Below are 19,551 nucleotides of genomic sequence, written 5' to 3'. Positions count from 1 at the left end.
CACAGAGTATGCATCACTTTTGAGGATTTCGTCAGAAACCTTGACCGAACGTTGTCTCGTATGTGACGATTTCGTCAGTTATGTTTCCTCAAGCCGCACACACGCACCGGGACCTGCACAGCGAGCAGGGAGCACTGCCCGGCGAACACACCGGCCGGTCCCGGAATCCGGCGATCAGGGTCGTCGACATCGCGTGGCTGGAATTCGAGAAGCCGGAGCTGCCCCGCTCCGAGGCGTTCGCGCGGGCCTTCGGATTTCAGGCGGCACAACACGGTCCCGACGAAATTCAGCTGCGCGGTACCCGGGCGGGTGCACCCTGCGTGATCGTGCGGCACGGGCAGCGAACGCGATTCACCGGCGCGGCCTTTCGGGCCGGCGACGAGGCCGACGTGCTGCGGCTGGCCGACAAGTTCGGCGCCCGCGCGCGCCCGCTGCCGGAGAGTCTCGGCGGCCTGTCGGTCGACCTGATCGACCCCGCAGGGATGCCGGTACGAGTGGTCGCCGGCATGCACGAGCTGCCCGAACTGCCGAGCCAGCAGGCTCACACGTTCAACTTCGGAGAACACCCGCAGCGCATCAACAACGGCCAGCGTCCGGCACGCGTCCCCGCTCGGGTGCAACGTCTGGGCCACCTGGTGGTGCAGACGACGAAGTACCTCGAAACGCTGAACTGGTATCTCGACAACCTGGGCATGGTCGTGAGCGACTTCCTGTTTTTTCCCGGGCAGCGCGAACGAGGACCGACCATGAGCTTCATCCGCTGTGATCGCGGATCGACGCCCGCCGATCACCACACGCTGGCGTTGGCTTTGGGACCGGCGAACCGTTATGTCCATTCCGCTTATCAGGTCAGCGATCTCGATGCCCTGGCGGCGGGCGGCGAATACCTGCAGGAGCGTGGCTACTTCCGGTCCTGGGGAATCGGCCGGCACATCCAGGGCAGTCAGATCTTCGACTACTGGCGCGATCCCGACGGCTTCCTGGTCGAGCACTTCGCCGACGGCGACCTGTTCGACAACACCGTCGAACCGGGCTGGGCACCGTTGCGCGCGTCCGGCCTGGCCCAGTGGGGACCCCGCGCGACCAAAGACTTCCTCGGAACCGACCTGAAATCAGCTCGCCACGAAATGGTTTCGATGATCACGGCTCTTCGCGCCCGCAACGAGTTCGACGTCAGCCGCCTCGTCGGCCTACTGAAAGTACCCACATCATGACCGTATCCGTGCTGCGCACTGCCGACGCCTGGTGGCTCAAGACCGAGACCGGGGCCGCGAAGATCGACACCACCGCGACGACGACCGGCGCACTGCTGTCAGATCGGGCAGCGATCGAAGCCGCCGCAACTGCGGATACCGTCGCGGTGGACGACCTGAAGTTGATCTCGCCGGTGACCCGACCGTGCCGAGTAGTGGCTCAGATGACCAACTTTGAGTCACACGTCAGGGACGCGGGCATGGATCCCGCATCGGTTCCGCTGACCTTCTTTCGCAAGGCCTCGGCATCGATCAACGGTCCGTTCGATGACATCGTCAAGCCCGCGCACGTCCAGCTGCTCGACTACGAGGTGGAGATCGGATTGGTGATCGGGCGCGCGGTTCCGGTCGGCACAAGCATTTCCGACGCGAACCTGGCCGAATTCATCGCGGGACTGGTGGTCACCAACGATGTTTCTGCCCGTGACGTCCAGCTTCCGCAAACCCAGTTTTACGAGGCCAAGTCTTATCCGTCGTTCACCCCGGTGGGACCGGCGCTGGTATTGCTGACGGCCGAAGAACTCGCCCGCTTCGGCGATCTGCGGCTGCGCCTGAGCGTCAGTGGCGTCGAACGGCAGAACGCACTCGTCGATCCGGACATGTTGTATCGGCCGCTGCAGGCGCTGCAGTCGCTCACCCAATTCCAAGAGCTCGCACCGGGCGACTTGGTGCTCACCGGCACGCCCGCCGGCACCGCGCTCAGCGCGCCGCCCAAACCCCTTGCCATGATCGGGAATCTGTTGCCGACCTCCCTCAAATGGAAGGTGTTCTTCAGCCGTCAGGCCGGCAACCCGAACTATCTACAGCATGGCGACATCGTGGAGGCGTCGGTGGCCACCGACGACGGAGCCATCGACCTCGGAACACAGCGCAACGCGGTCCGATTCGCTTGACCTCCAACGCTATTCGCCGTCTTCCCGTCGTCATTGTCGGCGCGGGGCCGACCGGCATCACCGCCGCCACCCTGCTGGCGCAATACGGGGTGGACAGCCTGGTCCTCGATCGCTGGCCGGGGGTGTATCAACAACCACGCGCGGTACACCTCGACGACGAGATCTACCGAGTCATCGCCCGGCTCGGCATAGCCGATGAATTCGCGGCCATTTCGCGGCCCACGCTGGGCTTGCGCCTGCTCGACGACCGATTCCGCGTCCTCGCCGAGTTCACCCGCGACACCTCCCGCAGCCGCAACGGCTTCCCGCAGGCCAACATGTTCGACCAGCCCGAGTTGGAGGCCCTGCTGCGGGCCAACCTGAAGCGGTTCCCGCGCGCCCAGCTGCGCGGCGACGCCGAGGTTACCGACGTGACCGACACCGGTGAATACGTCCGTGTCACCTTCACCGACCGTACCGACGGCACGGTACACCGGGTGGATGCCGATTACCTGCTGGGTTGCGACGGGGCCAACAGCCTGGTGCGCGCCCAAATAGGTTCAGCAATAAGGGATTTTAATTTCGAGCAACGTTGGTTGGTGATCGATGTCGCCACCGACGCCGACCTGCGCCAGTGGGAAGGCGTGCATCAGGTGTGCGACCCGGTTCGCGCGGGAACCTACATGCGCATCGGAACGTCGCGCTACCGCTGGGAGTTTCAGCTGCTGCCCGGCGAATGTGCCGATCACTTCACGACTTTGACCGCCCTGCGACCATTGATCAGGCCCTGGACCGCGGGCGTGCAGGATCGCGAACTGACACTGGTGCGTGTCGCGGAGTACACGTTTCGCGCCCAGATCGCGCAGTGGTGGCGCCGCGGCAACGTCTTCATCCTCGGCGACGCGGCACACCTCACCCCCCCGTTCATCGGCCAGGGCATGGGGGCCGGGGTGCGCGACGCGATGAATCTCGCCTGGAAGATTGCCGCGGTTCGGTACGGCGCCCTTGACCCGGCCGTTCTGGATAGCTATGAGCGGGAGCGCAAACCGCATACCCGAAGCCTGATTAGGTTGGCGCTCAACGTCGGTCGCGCGATGACCGGCGGCGCCCGGGTGGGCAACGCGCTGCGCCACCTGGTGTTGCCCCGGTTGCGGCTGCTCCCGGGCCTGCGCGAGAAGGTCGTCGACTCCACCACACCGGCATTGCGACCCTCGGAGCTGGTATGCAAATCACGCGGCCGACTCGGCGGCACGCTGTGCCCGAACCCGAGGCTGGGCGATGGTCAGCGGCTCGACGACGTGCTGGGAACCGGTTTCGCCCTGATCACCAGCCGCGGCCTGAGCGAGCACGACGAAGCCGCCATGCGCCGGCGCGGCTTCGTCGTGCTGGTCACCCAGCCGGGCGACGCCCTGGCGCAGTGGCTGCGCGACGGCCGCGCCACCGGCGCGCTGGTCCGTCCCGATCGGACGGTCTTGCGCGCCGGGCGCGACGTCTCCGCGCTGTGCGCGTGGGCAACCGGCGTCGTAGCCGGCCCGTTGGACCCGGCCGCTACCTCGGTCGCGCGACGATGACCGGAACGCGCACCGAATGCAGCACGGTGTTGCTGACCGAGCCCAGGATCAGACCGGTGAGCCCGCCGCGGCCGTGGCTGCCCACGACCACCAGTTGCGCCTCGATGGACTTCGTTTGTTGAATGAGCTGTTGGGCGGGCAGATCGCGGACGAGCACCCGGCGCACCGTGACGTCGGGATAGCGTTCCTGCCAGCCCGCCAGATTCTCGGCGAGACTGCGCTCGGCCTCGGCTTTGACCGCCTCCCAGTCGAATGCGGGAAGTCCCAGCACCGCAACGTCACTCCAGGCGTGCAAGGCCACCAGATCCACGCCGCGAAGCGACGCTTGCTCGAACGCGATCGCCGTGGCGAGTTCGGAAGCCGGTGAACCGTCGACACCCACCAGGACCGGGCCGTGCTGCGGGTCCGGCACATCTTCGTCACGGATCACCGCGACCGGGCAGTTGGCGTGGCGCACCACGGTCGAACTGACCGAGCCGAGCACACCGCGAGCCAGCAACCCACGACCGGAGCTGCCGACGACGATCATCTCGGCGTCGTCGGACAGCTTGATCAGGGCCAGCGCCGGGCTCGAATACACGAACTCCTTCGTGATGGTGACCTTGCGATCTGCCGGAATCGCCTCTTCGGCCAGCTTGAACGCGTGCGCGAGTTGCTGGCGGCAGTCATCTTCCAACTTCACCAACAACGAGTCCGGGTAGGGAACGGGTGGCCACGTCGAGGTGGGGGTCACCACCGCGTGGAACAGGGTGAGCGGAATGCTGCGCATCGCCGCATCACGGGCCGCCCAGACAACGGCGGCGTTCGATGCGGGTGAGCCGTCGACCGCGACGACGATACCGAGTTGCTTGACAGGTGCCGACATTTCGTACTCCTTTCGTCAGGAGTAACGCTATTGACCAGCGGGTCGTCGGTCGTGAGGCTTTAGTCCCCAACCGCCGGGACGGAGGGCCTTCGCCCAGGCTAGCCGTGCTGGCCCCGCCTGAAGTCGTTGATTGCCTTGAGGACCCCCGCGACGTGCTCCTCGCTGAGCTTCTCCCCCTCGAAGACGTGGTTGAGCAGAACCTTGAGGTCGACCATTTGTTGCAGATACACCAGGCATGGCGGGCACTCGTCGAGATGTTTGGCCACGATCGGACCCCACTGCGCAGGATCGGAGTCGACCAGGTCGTCGACCAGCCGGACGAAATCGACGCAGTCGATTGCGGGAACTGCGTTGTCGTGGATGGTCATTGGCGGTACCGCTTCTCTAGTTCAGTGCGAAGGTTGCCCCGGGCGCGGTAAAGAAGTGCGCGCTGCCCCTCTGCGGAGAGGCCAAGAATCTCCGCGGCCTCCTCGGCCGGGGTTCCCACGAGATCACGCAGGATTACGAGTTGGCGCTGCCGTTCGGGCAGCGCGTCCAGCGCCGCCCGAACGTAGCCGATGAGTTCCTGGGCCACGGTGCGATCTTCGGGAAGAAAGCGCCGCGACGGCGGGAGACTCCAATGCCCGGCGTCGGGGTGGCCGGCGGGATGCATCCGGCCCGACAGCGGGTCGGTCTCGGTGGCGGCCAGCACCTCGTGGTCGCGGATCCGGGACTCGCGACGCCGGTGCCGCGACGCGGTGTTTTTGACGATTCCGAACAACCAGGTGCCCACCGAGGAGCGGCCTTGGAACGAACCCGAGGACTGCAGGACCTGCACCCATGCCTCCTGCACCGCCTCTTCGGCTATGGTCGCCGAATCCACCATCGTGCGAGCGAATTTCACCATCGGCCGGTGAAAATCGCGAACCAGATTTGCCAGCGGAATCCCGCCGACCAGATGCGCAGGATCCTCCGGGGGCACCGCCTCCGGGTTCACCCTCGGCCCGAACTCAAGCGCATCTTCCTAGTTCCCAGCGCAGTTGGGCCTCCGACGGCGACTGCACCGGGATGAACGCCGCCTCCCGGTAGCGACGACTGGCCGAAGTCCGGCTCGCATACCCCTTGCCGCCGGCGGTGCGGATTTCTAAATCAGCACTGGCACTGGATAATTCGGCAGCGGCAAGGCGCAGCGACAGCAGCTCCTTCTTCGCCGGCGATTTCGCCCCGCCGACGGCGCCGGCCAATGTGGCCAGCGTCGCTTCCGCCGCCGCGAGTCTGTCCGCGATCGCGTCGACGTCGGCGGTGAACACCGACTTGACCCCGGTGAGCCCGAGCTTGCTCTGCTCGACGGTGGTCCTGGTCAGCCCCAGACACATCGCCGACTGCAGAACAAGAAACGTCGGCCGCACCGTCTGCAGAAACGCTTCAAAGTCCGTGGACAGCACCTGTTCCGCACCGACATATGCGTTTTCCAGCTTTAGATACGACGACGCGGTGCTTCCCATGGCCAACAGGTCGAAGTGATCGCCGAGGACGACGCCCGGGGTATCCAGCCGAAGGGCGACGATCAACCTCTCACCCGCCTCGGTGCGCGCCGCGGTCACCATCGTCGAGTCGGGATAGAGGTTGCTCGCCCACCTGATCGAACCGCTCAGCCGGTAGCCTCCGTCGACCGTTTCCGCGGTCAGGTCCAGGCTGCCGCAACCGGCCGCCTCCTTGAACGCCGAAGCCATTCCGGTCACTCCCAGCGTGGCTCCGGCAAGCACGGGCTGGGCCGCCGCGAGGCTGAATGGCGTTGCGGCCGTGAGTAGATACTCCAGGGCCATCCGATTGGCCCACACCGAGAATCCGGTGCTCATGCACTCGCCGGAGATGAGGCCGATCACGTCGGCCATCCGCGGGAGCCGCCCGTCGGTGTTTCCCGGGGCGCCGAGGCCAAGCAGGCCGGCGGCACCCAGCCGGGTGAAGCTGCGGCGCGAGGTTTCCTCGCCGCGGTCCAGCGCGCTGGCGTGGGCTCGAATGTCTGCCAGCAGCTCCGGATCGAGCCGCTCGACGGCGGCGTCCGCGGTTGCGGTCAAGGCAGGGCCTCCTGTTCGGTGTCTTTCCGGCGCTAAGCGACGACGAAAGTCGAGTCGACGCTGGCCGGGCGGCGGAGCGTGTTCACCACGGGCGACCAGGCGATGGCGTTGTCGTGGATTTGCTTGAGCGTTTCGTCGTCGGTATCCCCGGCCAACGCCACCTTGCAGCGGACCGCGGTGAAGCCGAGCACCTTGCCGTCCGGGGTGTCGCCGACTCCCCACACCGCGGAGATATCGATGTCGCCTTCCATCTCCACCTCGATTTTGGTGAGGGTCACGCCGCGGTGGGTGGCATTGGCCAGCAGACCGACCGAGATGCAGGAGCCCAGGGCGGCCAGGGCGGTCTCGGAGGGATTGGGCGCGGAGTCGTCACCGAGCAGAGCGGGCGGCTCGCCGACGAGCAGCGGTGCGAGGTCGCGCACGTAGGTCATGTTGCGAAAACCGGCCTCGCAAACGGTCTTGGCTCTCAGGGTCTTCTTGCCGGTGGCGGGGTCCGCCTTGGCGTTACAGGACAGCCGGTCGAGCCCTTCCGAGTCGATGACGAGCGCGTCGGTCATAGAGTTCCTCCGTTTCTCGGTGATCTTGGCTTTCATGTCGTTAGTGCGCGGTAGACGCGATGCGTGACGGCCGCCGGATTCATTTGCACCGACGACACCAGACATCACTCGCGCGAAACGCCGCGGCCGTCGGCGCCCGCCGGGCGCCGGCGAGGTTTGCTCAGCTGAACAGTGTTTGGCCGATGTAGTGGCCTTCCGCGGGCGCGGGCGGGACCGCGAAGATAGCTGATCCGATGTGGCGGATGTATTCGTTGAGTAGATCGTTGGCGCCGAGCCGGTTCTGCAAACGAATAAAATCTTGCGGATCTTTTTGGTACGAGATGAACAGCAATCCCGCGTTCAGTTGGCCGTTCGGGTCCAGGCCGTCGGTGTAGTTGTACGAGCGGCGACGGATCATGATGCCGTCGTTGTTTTCCCGGGCGGCCAGGCCGACGTGCGACAACGGATCGATGAGCGGTTCACCGTTCGGGCCGGTGGCGGTGAAATTCGGCGTGTCGAACTCGGCCTTGCCACTCAGCGGCGCCCCTTCCTGCTTGGTGCGGCCGAAGATCTTCTGCTGGTTGCCGATCCGGTCGACGTCCCATGTCTCCAGCAGCATCCGGATCTTGCGGATCACCTGATAGGTTCCGCCGTTCATCCACGGCTGGTCGCTGTTGTCGACCCAGACGAAGCGTCCGTATTCCGCTTCGGTGCTGACGTTGCGGGTACCGTCCTTGAATCCCAACAGGTTTCGTGGGGTTTGCTGACCGGGACCGGCCGATGCTCGTCCGAAACCCAACACCGCCCAGAACGGCGACACGATATTGCGGCCGAGGCGGGCCAGGTTGCGCACGGCGTGGTAGCAGACCTGCGGATCGTCGGCACAGGCTTGCACCGACAGGTCGCCACCGTGCAGCCGCGGATCGAGGTTGTCCCCGTTGAGCGGGGGCAGATCGGTGAACACCGCCGGACGCCGTCCGGCAAGCCCGAACCGATCACCGAACAGCGACGGCCCCAACCCGATCGTGACGGTGAGACTGGCGGGGCTGAGCCCGTAGGCCTCCCCGGTATCGGCCGGAGGCTGCACCTCGACCTGCGGCTGGACCGTGCCGACGGGTTTGCCCTGTTGCAGCACCGCGGCCGCGGCCGACCAGCGTGCCAACAGCGTCTGCAGGTCGGTGCGACCGGCCGCCGGAGCCAGCGAAAACGACATGAAGACGGCGTAACGCTGTGGGAGCGTGGCGATTCCGCCCTGATGGACCTGGCCGTAGAAGGGATAGCTACGACGCATGTCCACGGTGTCGTCACCATCACCTGAGCCGCCGTGATGCGCGGTCGCGGACGCATAACCGGCGAAGCCGCCACCGACGGCACCGACCGCGGTCCCGGTAAGGCCGGCCAGCATCGCGCCGCCGAGCATCCGGCGCCGCGATACCGATGCGGCATCGGCCGGCGTCTCGGCGCCGTCGGCGGGTTCGGCCAGCTCGTCGTCAGCCATGGTCAGTTGGTTGAGACCACTTTTTGAGCGACGGTGGACAGGCTCTGGTGCAGTGGCTGAATCACGGCGGTCAGTTTCGGTGCATCGCTGGCCTGCAGCGCGGGAGTGTAGGTCCGGTAGCCGCCCAGCGCTGCCGGGTCGCGATAGCCGTCCAGAACGTTCAGTACCGCCCGGAACTGCTGATCGATCTGGTTGACCAGATTGGCGTCGATCTTCTCCAGCCCCGGCCGCAGCGACGCGTAAGCCTGTTGGGCGCCTTCGACATTGCCGGAAAAATCGACCAGGTCAATATGACTGAACGCCTCTTCCTCGCCGGTGATCTTGGTGTTTTGCACCTCTTCGATCAAATCGGCCGCGCCGTTGGCCAGATCCTCCGGCTTGTATTGCAGGCCGGCGACCACGGTGCTCAATTTGCCTACGTTAGCCACCAATTCGGTGCTCAGAGCTCTGGTACCCGGAGTTATCGCGCCGCCTTGCCAGAGGTCGCGCTCGATGGCGTGGAAGCCCTTCCAGCCGACTTTCGCATCGACCGGAGTCGACGCACGCATGTCGATCAAGTAGTCCAGGCTGCCGGCGTTGTCGCCGACTGCGAAGCCCGGCAGGACGAAACCCTCGACACTCGATTCCGCGCGCTCGTAGAACAGTCGGGCCTTGGCGTAGGCCGCCTTGGCGCCGTCGAGGTTGCCCGACTGGATCGCCGCATCGAGTGCCTTCACGCCGTCACCGAGCTGACCGATCTGAGTGACGATGTATGTCGCATAGTCCTTGGTGCCCTGGGTGAGGATGCTCGCCACGGTGCCCGTCGGCCCGGCCGGGGCCTGGCCCGTCACCGTCAGGGTTTGATATTCGGCGCTCGCGCCGGGGCAGTACAGCTGATACGAACCGCCATCCAGGGTGATGGTGAACGACACCGGATCCAGGCCGGGCGCGAGGTTCTCCTTCTCCCCGACGATGCGCTGATCCCGGAGCAGCTCCATCTCGGTGATGCCCGGCGCGCTGGTGTTGACGACGGTGAAGGTCACCGGCCCGGCCGGCACGCTCGTCGCGTCGAGCGCGCAGCCGTCCTTTCCGCCGCTGTTGGCCATCGTCACCTTGACCGCCTTGGTCGCACCGGGTTGACCGGTTTGCCCAGATTTCGACGGGCTCGACGAGCCGTTCGAGTGGCTGCAGGCGGTCGCGGCCAGCACCGTGATTGCGACCAAAACCGGTGCAGTCAGCCAGAATTCACGAGACCGCGACCTTGCCCCGGCGGTGCGATTCGCTATCACTCGTTTTCCTCTCCTGTTCGGATCGCGCGTCGCCGCGCATCGAGATTATGGCGCCTGCGGCACAAGCCAGCGCAAAGCAGGCCAGTACCAACGGAAGCCACACCCGCCATAGCTGACTCTCCCCACGATTCCGGTCGCTCGCGACGATCGCGGCCGCAGTCGAGTGGTCTTCGGCACCGGACGTGGACCAGTCCGTGGGTAGCGCCCCCAGACCGACGGTCTTGGCTCCGGTCAGCCCGCCGCCGCTCAACAGCGCCGTGCGATTGCTCGTCGCTTGCGCGCTGACCACGGAATCACCCTGCGTGAACACGGAATACACGGTGGTCGTTGTCCATTGCCCCAGAAACGGCCCTGGAGTGCGGCCGGCCGCGAGACCGACCGGCAGCCGGCCCCCCCGCCATACTCAGCAACTGCTCCAGCGTGACTGCCGGTGCTCCATCCGCAGCGGTCTCTGACGCGTGCCATTCCTGTAGCGGTAAGCCGTCGACGGTCTGGTCGCCGGCCGGGATCAGCGGGATGCTGTGCACGGTCGACGTTCCCGCGGAGACGACGGTCAGCTCGCGTCCGTGCGGCCCGGTGGTCATCGACACCTGCGCGGTGTGGCCGGCCCGGTCGGTGACGGTCCGAGTCCGCGTGGCCGGTGCGGTGCCGCCGGCGGGAACGGCGATGGCCAGCACCGCCGCGACAATGGCCAGCGCCGCCGAGGCGGCCAGCAGCAGCCGGCAGCGGGTTCGGGGTGTCGCGGCAAGGCGCGAGGGCCACAGGAAGACGACCAGCACCGGCACCGCGTACAGCAACCAGCCCAGCACCTCGATGAGGCGTGGGTCGGTGGGTATGCCGAACACACCGGCGAGCAACGCGCCCAGCACGGATTGGCTGGGTATCCAGGCCGAAAAGTCGAGCACCTGCTGCTGGCCGATGGTCACCCAGCCCGCCTCGTGTGCGGTGCGCAGCGCACCCAGCACCAGTCCGGCAGCGATCAGCACGAGAAACACCCCGGTCACCCGGAAGAAGCGGCCGAGATTGAGCTTCAGGCCACCGAAGTACAGACCGATGCCGAGCAGGATCGCCGCCCCGATCCCCAGCGCGCCGCCCAGCACGGCGATCCACCGATTGCCGTGCGAGGTCTCCGCGGCCGCCAGCAGGAACACCGACGTCTCGAAGCCCTCCTTCAGGACGGCGAGAAACGCCATCACCACGAGTGCCAGCGCACCACCACGGTTGAGCGCCTGTTGGGCTTCACGCTCGAGTTCGCCCTTGAGCCGCATGGCATTGCGGTTCATCCAGATGATCATCGAGGTCACAAACACCACGGCGATGGCGTTGATGACCGTCTCCATCATCTCCTGCTGGGCCTGGGGCAGCGTCGCCGAGAAGAGATCCAATCCGACGCCGACCGCGACACTGATCAGTACTGCCAAGACCACACCGGCGAACATCGGACGGGTCGACCGCGCGTTTCGCTTGAGGAAGGCCGCGACGATGCTCACGATGAGCGTCGCCTCCAGGCCTTCGCGCAGGCCGATAAGGAACGCGCCGAGGAAAACGCCGAATACGCCCTGCATGCGTCCGATTCCCATCCCGAGGATCGGGACGTTCGACTTAGCCTACCCTAACTTTCGACCGCGATTAAGCCGCGGTTCTTCCCCATCGTCTCGCGAATGTCGCAGACAATGGAGATTTCTCCGGCATCGGCCGGGCCGATGTCACATCTACCGACGCTGCACCGTCATAGCTGTCATGAATCGCATCCTCTTCCGTGTGTGCCTCTTTGTGCTGACGCTCAGCGGCGCGTTCGTCGGCAGCTGGGCGTATTTCGCTCCGCTGAACTGGTACAACACCTTTCCCGGATTGGGAATGAGGTGGCTTCCCGTCCTCGGCCCGTACAACGAGCATCTCGTCAAAGACGTCGGTGGGATGTACCTGGCGCTGACCGCGTTGAGTGCCCTGACGCTCGTCTACCTGGCTGATCGGACGCTGCGGATCGTCACCGCGGTGAGCTGGACGACGTTCAACCTGCTGCACCTGATCTATCACCTGCAGATGCTGCACATGTACGGCACTCGCGACGCCGTCCTCAACGTGATCGCGCTGGGCGGGGTCCTACTCTGCTCCGCGGCGCTGGCTCTGCCCGCGCGGTCGGATGCGTCTAGCGGCCGGGCTCGGTCACGAAATCGATGAGTTCTTCGACCTTGCTGATCAGCGCGGGTTCCAGGTCGTTCCAGTCGCGTACCCGCGACCGGATGCGCTGCCACGCCCTGGCGATATCGGCCTGGCTGGCGTGCGGCAACCGAAGTGCCTCGCACGCGCCGTGTTTCCATTCGATGTGCCGAGGCACCTCGGGCCAGGCGGGCAGTCCGAGTCGCTGCGGCTTCACCGCCTGCCAAATGTCGACGTAGGGATGGCCGACGACCAGCGTGTCGGGCCCGCCGGGTCCCCGGCGGACCGCCTCGGCGATCCGCGCCTCTTTCGATCCCGCGACGAGGTGATCGACGAGAACACCGAGCCGGCGCCCCGGACCGGGAGCGAACTCCGTCACGATGCCCACCAGGTCGTCGACGCCACCGAGATGCTCGACGACAACACCCTCGATGCGCAGATCCTCGCCCCAGACCTGCGCAATCAGTTCCGCATCGTGGCGGCCCTCGACGTAGATCCGGCTCGCACGCGCGACTCGGGCACGGGCGCCCGGCACCGCGACGGAACCCGAGGCAGTGCGGCTCGCGGCGGCCGGTGCCGAGCGGTGCGGCTCGGTGAGGATCACCGGGCGGCCCTCCAGCAAATAGCCGGGACCCAGCGGAAAGCCGCGGACGTGGCCATGCCGGTCCTCCAGATCGATGCGTCCGTACTCAACCCGGACGACCGCACCGACGTAGCCCGTCTGGACGTCCTCGACGACGAGGCCCAGGTCAGCGGGGTGCTCGGTCGAGCGCGGCTTGCGCCGACCGGCGGCCAGGACATCGGTTCCGTAGCGATCCGTCACGCGGCAATACTAGGAACACGCACGGCCAGAATTCGTGACCGGCGCGCCCGTGCCACGGGGCGGCGGGCGCTAATGGACCGGAAAAATCGGGGCGATCTGCGTAAGGACTGCGTTGCCCTACCTACGAACCGCGAGGCCACTGCTACCTTACTTAGAGCGCTTAACATGCTGTCGTTAACGAGGTGGAGTCATGGGGATGGCTGGTCTGGTGTCGAGGGCTGTCGCGTTTCTGCGCGCCGGCTACCCGACCGGCATGCCGTCGAGGGGTTATCTGCCGCTCGCGGCGCTGCTGTGCCGCCGGGTAACGGACGACGAGATCGCAACTATTACAAGCGAATTCATGGCCCGGGGAGCGGCTCCGATCGGCACCGTCGATGTCGGTGTCGCAATCTTCCGGATCACCAACGCGATGCCCTCACTCGACGACATCAAGCGCGTCGAACATCGACTCGACGCGATCGGGTGCACGCGGGGCTAATCCCCTGCGACCGGCCCGCCGCAAGCCCTCAGATAGTCGGCATAGTTCCACGTCTTCAAAAATTCCTGGCCCGCGAGCAATCCGCGCTGGTAGAGAGCGTCGCGCTGGTCGGCGGTGATATCGAAGTCGATCGGGCTCACCTCGTCCGCGGGCACGAAAATGGTTCGTCGCACCGTACATGGATCGTCGATGTAGGCATTGTCCTGATTGCTCACCAGGGTCTCGATCGCAGCGATGCCCAACGAAACCGGCCCGTGCACCGGATGCGTGGGCGGAATGCCCGGCCGCGCCGAGAGCCGGATCCCGAACGTCGGCCACCGCGGTTGGGCGCGGTCGAACAGCGCTACCGGAAAGCTCGACAACAACCCGCCGTCGACCCAGGTGGCGCCGCCCACTCGCACCGGCTCGAACACGTAGGGAATCGCCGCCGATGCGTGCACCGCGCGTGCCACCGGAAATTCGTCCGGGTCGATTCCATAGGAGTCGAGGTCCCACGGGATGCGCACCAGCCGGCGCCGGGACAGATCGCTGGCGGTGACGACCAGCGACCACGCGAACTGTTCGGGCTCCTCACCGGTGCGCAGGTCGCCGAAGGTCCGCACCCCCAGGTCGCCGAGCAATCCGGCCAGCAGGTGTTCGAGATAGGCACCGCGATAGACTCCATCCGAAACCAGCAGTGACAGCCCCCCGCCGATCAGCGGCACGTGCCCGATCAGGTTGCGGTCCAAGAACTTTCGATAGTCGAGAGAACGCATGATCTCGGCGAGCCGGGTCAGCGGTTCGCCTGCCGCCTGCAGGGCGGCCGCCAGCGACGCGACGATGGCGCCCGCGCTCGTCCCGGCGACCCGGGGAAACCGGTAACCGGCCGCCGCCAGCGCGTCGACCGCACCGACCAGGCCGATACCCCGAACGCCGCCGCCCTCGCAGACCAGATCGACCGAATCCATCACCGGCCCCTACCATCAAGATGGCCGACGCCGGGCGCGGTGCTCACGAGATCCGCTCGCCGTCGACCCCGAAGAAATGCACGTGCCCGACTTCCGGGTGCAGCCGCACCCGACTGCCCTTCTGCGGCGGATTGCGCCCGTCGGCGCGGGCAACGACGTCCTGGTCGATTCCCTTCGCGGAGTCGGTGATTCGGCCATACAGGTACGCGTCGGCGCCGAGCTCCTCGACGACGTCGACCTCCATCTCGACGCCGAGGCCGCCCAGCTCGAAGTGCTCGGGCCGGACCCCGACCACGATCTGGCTGGCATGGCCGGCGATCTCACGCGGTAGCTGGATCGGCCAATCCCCCAGTGACACAGCCGAATCCACGATTGGCAAGGTGAACAGGTTCATTGCCGGCGATCCGATGAATCCGGCAACGAACACGTTCGCCGGGTTGCGGTACAGCTCGCGTGGCGCCGCGAACTGCTGCAGCACGCCGTCGCGCAGGACTGCCACACGGTCTCCCATCGTCATGGCCTCGACCTGGTCGTGGGTGACGTAGACGGTCGTCGTCCCCAGCCGTCGCTGCAGCGCCGCAATCTGATTGCGGGTTTGCACCCGCAGTTTGGCGTCGAGATTGGACAACGGCTCGTCCATCAGGAACACCTGCGGGCGCCGCACGATCGCGCGCCCCATCGCCACCCGCTGGCGTTGCCCACCGGAGAGGTCTTTGGGTTTGCGATCCAGATACGGTTCCAGATCGAGCAATTTCGCCGCGGCGAGAACCCGGTCGTAGATCTCGGCTTTCGAGGTCTTCGCGATCTTCAACGCGAAACCCATATTCTGCGCGACCGTCATGTGCGGGTACAGCGCGTAGTTCTGGAACACCATCGCCACGTCGCGATCCTTGGGGTCGACATGGGTGACGTCGCGCTCACCGATGCGGACGCACCCGGAGTCCAGCGTCTCCAATCCGGCCACCATCCGCAACGAGGTCGTCTTGCCACATCCCGAGGGCCCGACCAGAACGACGAACTCGCCGTCCGCGACGAACAAGTCGAGACCGTCGAGGGCTGGGCGGTCCGTGCCCGGGAATTGTCGAGTCGCTTGCTCCCAGCTCACCGAAGCCACGACTCACCCACCCAGCCCGGTCACGGCGATGCCGCGCACAAAGGAGCGCTGCGCCACCGCATAGATGATCACCAACGGCACCATAATGATGATCGAGGCCGCCATGATGATCGGCCAGCGCGCGACGTACTCCCCCCGCAGCCGCACCAGCCCGAGGGTCAGCGTGGCCAGACTGTTGCGCTGAATCATCAACAGCGGCCACAGAAAGTCGTTCCAGACGTTGACCCAGGTGAGCACGGCAAGCACCATCACGGCGGGCCTGGCATGGGGCAACAGAATCCTCCAGTAGATCTGCCACGGCGAACACCCGTCGAGAATCGCGGCTTCCTCGAGATCACCCGGCAGCGTTTGGAAGAACTGGCGCATCAGGTAGGTGCCGAACGCGCTGCCGAACAAACCCGGCACGATCATCGCCCACGGCGTGTCGACCCATCCCACCGTCCGCATCAGGATGAATTGCGGAATCACCGTCACGGTCAGCGGCACCATCAGCGTCCCCAGGTACAGCACGAACAGGGTGTCGCGGCCTCGGAATTGCAGGCGCGCGAAGGCATATCCGGCCAATGAGCAGAAGAAGACCTGCCCGGCGGTCACGCATCCGGCGTACAGCACGGTATTGAAAAACATTCGCCAGAACGGCATCACGCGGAACACCTCGGTGTAGTTCGACCACCGCGGGTGGGATGGCAACAGCTTCGGCTCGCTGATCTCACCCTCCCTCTTCAGCGAGCCCGACACCGCCCAGGCAACCGGGAAAAGCCAGCACCAGGCGATGGTCACCAGCGCGGCGTAGACCACCACGGCGCGAAAAGTAATGCGCTTGAACAGTCCCTCAGCTAAGGCCACGCGAAGCCTCCCAAGATCGCCGATGCGTCAGCCGCAACTGCACCACGGTCAATATCAGCAATATTGCGAACATCACCCATGCCAGCGCCGACGCATAGCCGAATTCCAGGAACGAGAAGGCGTGCTGGAACAACATGATGCCCAGCACGTAGGTCGAGGTCTCCGGGCCGCCATTGGCGCCGTTGAGAACGTAGACCATGTCAAACGCCTGGAACGCGTGGATGATTGAAATGACGATGACGAACGACACCGAGCCGCGGATCAACGGCACGGTGATCGACCAGAACTGCCGTATCTCGCCCGCACCGTCGATTTTGGCTGCCTCGTACACGGTTTGCGGCACTCCCTGCATTGCCGCCAGCAGGATGATGGTCGCGAACGGCACACTGCGCCACACGGCGACCACGCAGAGTGACGCCATCGCCCAATTCGGGTCGACCAGCCACGGCACCGGGTCGATTCCCACCCAGCCGAGCATGATGTTGAGCAGCCCGTTGTCGGTGTTGAAGACGAATTGCCAGACGACCGCCAGCACCACCGACGAGATCGCCAGTGGCATGAAGACGATTGTCCGGACGATGGCTATGCCCTTGGCCTCTCGGTTCAGCACGGCAGCGACGACGAGACTGATGACAACGGTGGGTATGACCGTTCCGAGTGTGAAGACCACGGTGTTGCGGATGGCGATGAGAAACAGCGGGTCGGACGTGAACAGGTCTTCGAAGTTCTTCAACCCGACGAACTTCGGCGCTCTGAACACGTCCCATTGCTGAAAGCTCATGAACAGCGAAAACCCGAGGGGAAAGAGCATGAACACCGCGACCGCCGCCAGGTTCGGTGCGACGAACATGCGTCCCGCCCAGGCTCGCCGCCGCGACGGATAGGGCCCCTGCGGATGGCGTTTCGCGGTGGTCGAGGTGAGCAAAGCTGATTGGTTCACCGATGTCATGGGTTTCGCAACACCTCGTCGACTGCGCCCGACAACCCCGTCAGCGATGTCGCGGGGCGGGACCCGCGCAGGACGGGTCCCATGTTGCGATCCATCAGCGCAACGATTTTTTCCCATGCCGGGGTGACCGGCAGGCCTTCGGAATAGGACGGCCCCTCGGTGAGCACCGCGAGGTTACGAATCCTGTTGTGGGCCTTGGCGAATCCGTCCGACGCGAGCACCGATCGCAGCACCGGCACGAAGAGGCTGGATTCGGCGATGATCGCCTGGCCGACGGGGCCGCAGGCAAACTTGACGAACTGCCATGCCTGCTCCTTGTGCCGGCTGCTCGCCGAGATGGCCAGTCCGGTGGTGCCGATATTGGAGCAGGCGCTATGCCCGTGGGGCAGGGATGGCCCTACCGGCAGAGGGGCGACATCGAAATCCAATCCCTCGGCGCTGATGAAGGTCTGGTATCGCCAGTGACCCCCCAGCGCGATCGCGGCCTTGCCCGCCGCGAACAGATCCGGCGTCGACATCGACTGCACCTCGGAGGCGTTGGGTGCCACCTTGTGCTTGTTGGCGAGGTCGGCATAGAACTGCACCGCCTCCATGAACGCCGGGTTGTCGAAATTGAAATGGGTCGGGTTCCGGCGCGGCGTCGACCACGGCACGCCATTGTTCAGCGCGAACAATCCGGCCGAGTAGTACGAGACAAAGGTGTTGACGAAACCCCACTGCGTGACCCGGCCCGATCCGTCCCGCTTGGTCAACGCCTTCGCCGCGTCCAGGAATTCGGCGAACGTCCACGTCTTGTCCCAGGCCGTGGGCGGAGCTGCCACGCCGGCCTCGGCGAACAGCCGCGTGTTGTAGAACAGGAAATTTCCGGACCACTGTTCCGGAAAAGCCGATTGCTCGCCGTTGAGCGCGAACGTGTCATACAGCGGCGCAACGCTGTCCGCCTTCAATTCGGCGGCGAAGGCCTGATCGCGCGCCAGTGGGTCGTTGAGGTCTTGCAACACTCCCCGGGTAGCCAACTCGGCATAGCTCAGTTCCCACGCTTGCAGCACGTCCGGACATTTGCCGCCCGCGCAAAACGTGGACAACTGCTGCATCACTCCCGGCCCGGACCGCACCACCCGCACCTTGATGTCGGGATGACGGCGCTCGAATTCGCCGACGACACGCAGCCGGGCGGCGGACTCGTCCGGGTTGGCCGCGAAGAAGAACGTCAACGCGTCGTCGTCGTCGGAAGCGCAGCCACCGGCCCACGGCGCCAGAGCCGCGGCGGTCAGTGCGCCAGCGCCCCGCATCAAGCTCCGCCGTCCGAACGGCTTACCGAGCATCGTCCTCCCGTTCCCGCCCCATCTCCGACGGCCCGACCGGCCGTGTCCCATGTCCTTGGTACCCGATGGGGCTGGCATCCGCCTGAGACGGCCACCCCGGCAACGCGAGAACCACCCGGTGCAGGCGGTCGGCGTCGGCGGTGATGTCGATCAAGCAAATGCGGTTGTCGGCGCCGATGCCGAGCTGCAACAGGATCCGCGCGCGGCCCCGCGGCGCGATCACGATGCCGGGGACACCGTCGACCAGCATGACCACGCCGGCCCGCGCGCGCTGGGCGAAGTGACGCGTCTCCTCGGCGACCTCGCGGGCCCCGCGCAACTCGGCCGCCATGTCGTCGGGAATCAGCACGCGATCGACCCGGCGCACCACGTCGGGGGCCAACAACTCGAGCAACGTGGCGATATCACCGCCGCGGGATGCCGCCAGAAACGCGTCGACAACCTCGAGGTGTTCGGCCTCGCCGCGGGGTCGGGCGGGCGAGCCGTTGTGCAGTCGTGCCCGGGCCCGACTCGCCAGCTTCTTCGCGGCCGTCGGCGACCGGTCCAGCACGTCACCGATCGTCTCGAACGGCACGGCGAAAAGATCGTGCAGGACGAACGCGACGCGCTGCGCGGGCGAGAGGCGGTCCAGCACCACCAGCATCGCGGTGCCGACCGAGTCGACCAGCAGCGCCTCCTCGTCCGCCGATGCCGACGCGGTGGCCAGCCGGTCGAGCTCTCCCGCGTCGGCCAACGGCTGCTCGGCGCGGCGCTTGCGGGCGCGAAGCTGGTCGAACGCCTCGTGGGCGGTGATCGTCGTGAACCAACCGGTCAGGTTGACGACGTCGCCGACGCCGGCCGCGCGGCTGGCCTTCAGCCATGCGGACTGCACCGCGTCGTCCGCGTCCGCCAGCGAGCCGAGCAGCCGAAATGCCACCGCCCGCAAGTGCTGCCGGTCGGCGTCGAACTGTTTCGCCAGATCGGCGAGGTCCAACGGATTTTCGGTCATG

At 65.9% G+C, this 19,551-nt stretch carries 19 protein-coding genes and 1 pseudogene; 5 read left to right on the top strand and 15 right to left on the bottom strand.

The genetic code is table 11. The features are described from left to right. Positions 1-80 precede the first annotated feature (80 nt). Genes G6N55_RS01675 through mhpA form a run of 3 tightly spaced genes read left to right on the top strand, consistent with a single transcriptional unit; the run spans position 81 to position 3,696 of the window. Positions 81-1,214, top strand: a complete 1,134-nt coding sequence (locus tag G6N55_RS01675) for a VOC family protein (protein WP_085220317.1) — start codon at positions 81-83, stop codon at positions 1,212-1,214. Next, the gene (locus G6N55_RS01670; protein WP_085220318.1) at positions 1,211-2,146 is read left to right on the top strand and encodes a fumarylacetoacetate hydrolase family protein; all 936 of its coding nucleotides are present in this window, start codon (positions 1,211-1,213) and stop codon (positions 2,144-2,146) included. Before G6N55_RS01675 ends, G6N55_RS01670 begins: the two co-directional genes overlap by 4 nt. Continuing rightward, entirely contained in the window at positions 2,143-3,696 is a 1,554-nt protein-coding gene (gene mhpA / locus G6N55_RS01665; protein ID WP_139826674.1) for a bifunctional 3-(3-hydroxy-phenyl)propionate/3-hydroxycinnamic acid hydroxylase MhpA, read from the top strand. Before G6N55_RS01670 ends, mhpA begins: the two co-directional genes overlap by 4 nt. Here the strand turns inward: mhpA and G6N55_RS01660 are convergent. The 8 genes and pseudogenes from G6N55_RS01660 to efeU all read right to left on the bottom strand — a co-directional run bounded on the left by G6N55_RS01660 (position 3,674) and on the right by efeU (position 11,485). Continuing rightward, positions 3,674-4,561 carry a universal stress protein gene (locus G6N55_RS01660; protein WP_085220320.1) on the bottom strand — a complete coding sequence of 296 codons (888 nt, stop codon included), beginning with the start codon at positions 4,559-4,561 and terminating at the stop codon, positions 3,674-3,676. The genes mhpA and G6N55_RS01660 overlap by 23 nt on opposite strands. 98 nt (positions 4,562-4,659) lie before the next feature. Beyond that, a complete protein-coding gene (locus G6N55_RS01655; protein ID WP_085220321.1) occupies positions 4,660-4,929 on the bottom strand; it encodes a hypothetical protein in 270 nt (89 codons plus the stop codon). Beyond that, positions 4,926-5,537, bottom strand: coding sequence for an RNA polymerase sigma factor (locus tag G6N55_RS01650; protein WP_085220322.1), 612 nt, complete (start codon positions 5,535-5,537; stop codon positions 4,926-4,928). Before G6N55_RS01650 ends, G6N55_RS01655 begins: the two co-directional genes overlap by 4 nt. A 13-nt stretch (positions 5,538-5,550) precedes the next feature. Further along, positions 5,551-6,618, bottom strand: a complete 1,068-nt coding sequence (locus G6N55_RS01645) for an acyl-CoA dehydrogenase family protein (protein WP_085220323.1) — start codon at positions 6,616-6,618, stop codon at positions 5,551-5,553. Positions 6,619-6,650: 32 nt separating this feature from the next. Beyond that, a complete protein-coding gene (locus G6N55_RS01640; RefSeq protein WP_085220324.1) occupies positions 6,651-7,175 on the bottom strand; it encodes an OsmC family protein in 525 nt (174 codons plus the stop codon). A 160-nt stretch (positions 7,176-7,335) separates the two neighbouring features. Next, entirely contained in the window at positions 7,336-8,652 is a 1,317-nt protein-coding gene (gene efeB / locus G6N55_RS01635) for an iron uptake transporter deferrochelatase/peroxidase subunit (protein WP_085220325.1), read from the bottom strand. A gap of 2 nt (positions 8,653-8,654) precedes the next feature. After that, positions 8,655-9,839, bottom strand: a complete 1,185-nt coding sequence (gene efeO, locus G6N55_RS01630; RefSeq protein WP_179968159.1) for an iron uptake system protein EfeO — start codon at positions 9,837-9,839, stop codon at positions 8,655-8,657. Between the two features lie 37 nt (positions 9,840-9,876). Further along, a pseudogene (gene efeU / locus G6N55_RS01625) lies at positions 9,877-11,485 on the bottom strand (iron uptake transporter permease EfeU). 196 nt (positions 11,486-11,681) lie between these two features. Here efeU and G6N55_RS01620 point away from each other — a divergent pair. Further along, the gene (locus G6N55_RS01620) at positions 11,682-12,101 is read left to right on the top strand and encodes a hypothetical protein (RefSeq protein WP_232078894.1); all 420 of its coding nucleotides are present in this window, start codon (positions 11,682-11,684) and stop codon (positions 12,099-12,101) included. On the opposite strand, the gene G6N55_RS01615 is transcribed toward G6N55_RS01620, so the two are convergent. Further along, positions 12,070-12,903, bottom strand: a complete 834-nt coding sequence (locus G6N55_RS01615; protein WP_085220327.1) for a DUF3097 domain-containing protein — start codon at positions 12,901-12,903, stop codon at positions 12,070-12,072. The two genes, G6N55_RS01620 and G6N55_RS01615, sit on opposite strands and share 32 nt — an antisense overlap. A gap of 190 nt (positions 12,904-13,093) precedes the next feature. Between G6N55_RS01615 and G6N55_RS01610 the strand changes: the two genes are divergently transcribed. Next, positions 13,094-13,381: a DUF3349 domain-containing protein gene (locus G6N55_RS01610; RefSeq protein WP_085220328.1), complete on the top strand. Its 288-nt coding sequence runs from the start codon at positions 13,094-13,096 to the stop codon at positions 13,379-13,381. Here the strand turns inward: G6N55_RS01610 and G6N55_RS01605 are convergent. The 6 genes from G6N55_RS01605 to G6N55_RS01580 all read right to left on the bottom strand — a co-directional run bounded on the left by G6N55_RS01605 (position 13,378) and on the right by G6N55_RS01580 (position 19,550). Further along, positions 13,378-14,328: a patatin-like phospholipase family protein gene (locus tag G6N55_RS01605; RefSeq protein WP_085220329.1), complete on the bottom strand. Its 951-nt coding sequence runs from the start codon at positions 14,326-14,328 to the stop codon at positions 13,378-13,380. The two genes, G6N55_RS01610 and G6N55_RS01605, sit on opposite strands and share 4 nt — an antisense overlap. Before the next feature lie 43 nt (positions 14,329-14,371). After that, complete coding sequence (locus G6N55_RS01600) at positions 14,372-15,442, bottom strand: ABC transporter ATP-binding protein (protein WP_085220330.1); 1,071 nt, start codon at positions 15,440-15,442, stop codon at positions 14,372-14,374. A gap of 3 nt (positions 15,443-15,445) precedes the next feature. Continuing rightward, a complete protein-coding gene (locus G6N55_RS01595) occupies positions 15,446-16,288 on the bottom strand; it encodes a carbohydrate ABC transporter permease (RefSeq protein WP_085220331.1) in 843 nt (280 codons plus the stop codon). Next, positions 16,275-17,138, bottom strand: a complete 864-nt coding sequence (locus G6N55_RS01590) for a carbohydrate ABC transporter permease (protein WP_232079019.1) — start codon at positions 17,136-17,138, stop codon at positions 16,275-16,277. Before G6N55_RS01590 ends, G6N55_RS01595 begins: the two co-directional genes overlap by 14 nt. Before the next feature lie 95 nt (positions 17,139-17,233). Further along, the gene (locus G6N55_RS01585; protein WP_085220333.1) at positions 17,234-18,562 is read right to left on the bottom strand and encodes an ABC transporter substrate-binding protein; all 1,329 of its coding nucleotides are present in this window, start codon (positions 18,560-18,562) and stop codon (positions 17,234-17,236) included. Beyond that, on the bottom strand, positions 18,552-19,550 hold the full coding sequence (locus G6N55_RS01580; protein ID WP_085220334.1) for a sigma-70 family RNA polymerase sigma factor: 999 nt from the start codon (positions 19,548-19,550) through the stop codon (positions 18,552-18,554). The genes G6N55_RS01585 and G6N55_RS01580 overlap by 11 nt, the downstream gene beginning before the upstream one ends. Position 19,551: the final 1 nt, after the last annotated feature.

Origin of the sequence: Mycobacterium florentinum, from assembly GCF_010730355.1 — a bacterium.
Lineage (GTDB): Bacteria > Actinomycetota > Actinomycetes > Mycobacteriales > Mycobacteriaceae > Mycobacterium > Mycobacterium florentinum.
Note: the sequence above shows the minus strand (reverse complement) of the source record. Positions and strands in the feature narration are given on the sequence as shown.

Bases quoted from the DNA above. Each gene is read 5' to 3' on its own strand.
- G6N55_RS01670 (WP_085220318.1), top strand. From the start codon at position 1,211: ATGACCGTATCCGTGCTGCGCACTGCCGACGCCTGGTGGCTCAAGACC.
- G6N55_RS01585 (WP_085220333.1), bottom strand. From the start codon at position 18,562: ATGCTCGGTAAGCCGTTCGGACGGCGGAGCTTGATGCGGGGCGCTGGC.
- G6N55_RS01590 (WP_232079019.1), bottom strand. From the start codon at position 17,138: ATGTTCGTCGCACCGAACCTGGCGGCGGTCGCGGTGTTCATGCTCTTT.
- G6N55_RS01605 (WP_085220329.1), bottom strand. From the start codon at position 14,328: ATGGATTCGGTCGATCTGGTCTGCGAGGGCGGCGGCGTTCGGGGTATC.
- efeB (WP_085220325.1), bottom strand. From the start codon at position 8,652: ATGGCTGACGACGAGCTGGCCGAACCCGCCGACGGCGCCGAGACGCCG.
- G6N55_RS01640 (WP_085220324.1), bottom strand. From the start codon at position 7,175: ATGACCGACGCGCTCGTCATCGACTCGGAAGGGCTCGACCGGCTGTCC.
- G6N55_RS01610 (WP_085220328.1), top strand. From the start codon at position 13,094: ATGGGGATGGCTGGTCTGGTGTCGAGGGCTGTCGCGTTTCTGCGCGCC.
- G6N55_RS01580 (WP_085220334.1), bottom strand. From the start codon at position 19,550: ATGACCGAAAATCCGTTGGACCTCGCCGATCTGGCGAAACAGTTCGAC.
- G6N55_RS01655 (WP_085220321.1), bottom strand. From the start codon at position 4,929: ATGACCATCCACGACAACGCAGTTCCCGCAATCGACTGCGTCGATTTC.
- G6N55_RS01675 (WP_085220317.1), top strand. From the start codon at position 81: ATGTTTCCTCAAGCCGCACACACGCACCGGGACCTGCACAGCGAGCAG.
- G6N55_RS01660 (WP_085220320.1), bottom strand. From the start codon at position 4,561: ATGTCGGCACCTGTCAAGCAACTCGGTATCGTCGTCGCGGTCGACGGC.